Origin of the sequence: Pseudomonas persica (genome assembly GCF_900291015.1) — a bacterium.
Classification (GTDB): domain Bacteria; phylum Pseudomonadota; class Gammaproteobacteria; order Pseudomonadales; family Pseudomonadaceae; genus Aquipseudomonas.
This window is the reverse complement of the sequence record NZ_OLKL01000058.1, coordinates 1-2,468: the sequence shown is the minus strand read 5'-3', so window position 1 is coordinate 2,468 and position 2,468 is coordinate 1. Positions and strand designations below refer to the sequence as shown.

At 63.5% G+C, this 2,468-nt stretch carries 1 protein-coding gene; it reads left to right on the top strand.

What is annotated here, in order from left to right:
- A partial coding sequence (locus tag FQ664_RS25680; RefSeq protein WP_368667995.1) for an immunoglobulin-like domain-containing protein occupies positions 1 to 2,468 on the top strand: 2,468 nt, incomplete at both ends.

Sequence of the window (2,468 nt, the reverse complement as noted above, 5' to 3'; positions counted from 1 at the left end):
CCGGCCAACGACGTCTACAACAACGGCTCGACCGTTAGCGTGACCATCGAAAGCGCCACGGGTGGCAACTTCGAGCAGCTGACCCCGAATCCGACCCCGGCTCAGACCACGATCAACGACTCGGTCGACACCACCACGGCGACCCTGACGGCGAGCCCGTCGGTGACCGAAGGCGGCGTGATCACCTACACCGTGACCCTGAGCAACCCAGCGCAGACTCCGGTGACTGTGACCCTGTCCAACGGCCAGACCATCACTGTTGAGGCGGGCAAGACCCAGGGCAGTGTTGATTTCGAGACCCCGGCCAACGATGTCTACAACAACGGCTCGACCGTCAGCACCACGATTACCGGTGCGACCGGCGGCAACTTCGAGCAGCTGACGCCGAATCCGACCCCGGCCCAGACCACCATCAACGACTCGGTCGACACCACCACCGCGACCCTGACGGCGAGCCCGTCGGTGACCGAAGGTGGCGTGATCACCTACACCGTGACCCTGAGCAACCCGGCCCAGTCGCCGGTAACCGTGACCCTGTCCAATGGCCAGACCATTACCGTCGAAGCCGGCAAGACCCAGGGCAGTGTCGACTTTGAGACGCCGGCCAATGACGTCTACAACAACGGCTCGACCGTCAGCACCACGATTACCGGTGCTACCGGTGGCAACTTTGAACAGCTGACGCCGAACCCGACCCCGGCCCAGACCACCATTAACGACTCGGTCGATGTCACCACCGCGACCCTGACCGCTTCGCCAAGCGTGACCGAAGGCGGCGTGATCACCTACACGGTGACCCTGAGCAACCCGGCCCAGACCCCGGTGACTGTGACCCTGTCTAATGGCCAGACCATCACTGTTGAGGCGGGCAAGACCCAGGGCAGTGTTGATTTCGAGACCCCGGCCAACGATGTCTACAACAACGGCTCGACCGTCAGCACCACGATTACCGGTGCGACCGGCGGCAACTTCGAGCAGCTGACGCCGAATCCGACCCCGGCCCAGACCACCATCAACGACTCGGTCGACACCACCACCGCGACCCTGACCGCTTCGCCATGCGTTGCCGACGGCGGTGTGATCACCTACACCGTGACCCTGAGCAACCCGGCCCAGACCCCGGTGACCGTGACCCTGTCCAACGGCCAGACCATTACCGTCGAAGCCGGCAAGACCCAGGGCAGTGTCGACTTCGAGACCCCGGCCAACGATGTCTATAACAACGGCTCAACCGTTAGCGTGACCATCGAAAGCGCCACGGGTGGCAACTTCGAGCAGCTGACGCCGAACCCGACCCCGGCCCAGACCACCATCAATGATTCGGTCGATGTCACCACCGCCACCCTGACCGCTTCGCCAAGCGTCACCGAAGGTGGTGTGATCACCTACACCGTGACCCTGAGCAACCCGGCGCAGTCGCCGGTGACCGTGACCCTGTCCAACGGCCAGACCATCACCGTCGAAGCCGGCAAGACCCAGGGCAGCGTTGACTTCGAGACGCCGGCCAACGACGTCTACAACAACGGCTCGACCGTTAGCGTGACCATCGAAAGCGCCACAGGTGGCAACTTCGAGCAACTGACGCCGAACCCGACCCCGGCCCAGACCACCATTAACGACTCGGTGGATACTACTACCGCGACCCTGACGGCCACTCCGTCGGTGACCGAAGGTGGTGTGATCACCTACACCGTGACCCTGAGCAGTCCGGCTCAGTCGCCGGTGACTGTGACCCTGTCCAACGGCCAGACCATCACTGTTGAGGCGGGCAAGACCCAGGGCAGTGTTGATTTCGAGACGCCGGCCAACGACGTCTACAACAATGGCTCGACCGTCAGCACCACGATTACCGGTGCGACCGGTGGCAACTTCGAGCAGCTGACGCCGAACCCGACCCCGGCTCAGACCACCATCAACGACTCGGTCGACACCACCACGGTGACCCTGACGGCGAGCCCGTCGGTGACCGAAGGTGGCGTCATCACCTACACCGTGACCCTGAGCAATCCGGCCCAGACCCCGGTGACCGTGACCTTGTCCAACGGCCAGACCATCACCGTCGAAGCCGGCAAGACCCAGGGCAGCGTTGACTTCGAGACGCCGGCCAACGACGTCTACAACAACGGCTCGACCGTTAGCGTGACCATCGAAAGCGCCACAGGTGGCAACTTCGAGCAACTGACGCCGAACCCGACCCCGGCCCAGACCACCATTAACGACTCGGTGGATACCACCACGGCGACCCTGACGGCGAGCCCGTCGGTGACCGAAGGTGGCGTGATCACCTACACCGTGACCCTGAGCAATCCGGCCCAGTCGCCGGTGACCGTGACCCTGTCCAACGGCCAGACCATCACCGTCGAAGCCGGCAAGACCCAGGGCAGTGTTGATTTCGAGACGCCGGCCAACGACGTCTACAACAACGGCTCGACCGTTAGCGTGACCATCGAAAGCGCCACGGGTGGCAA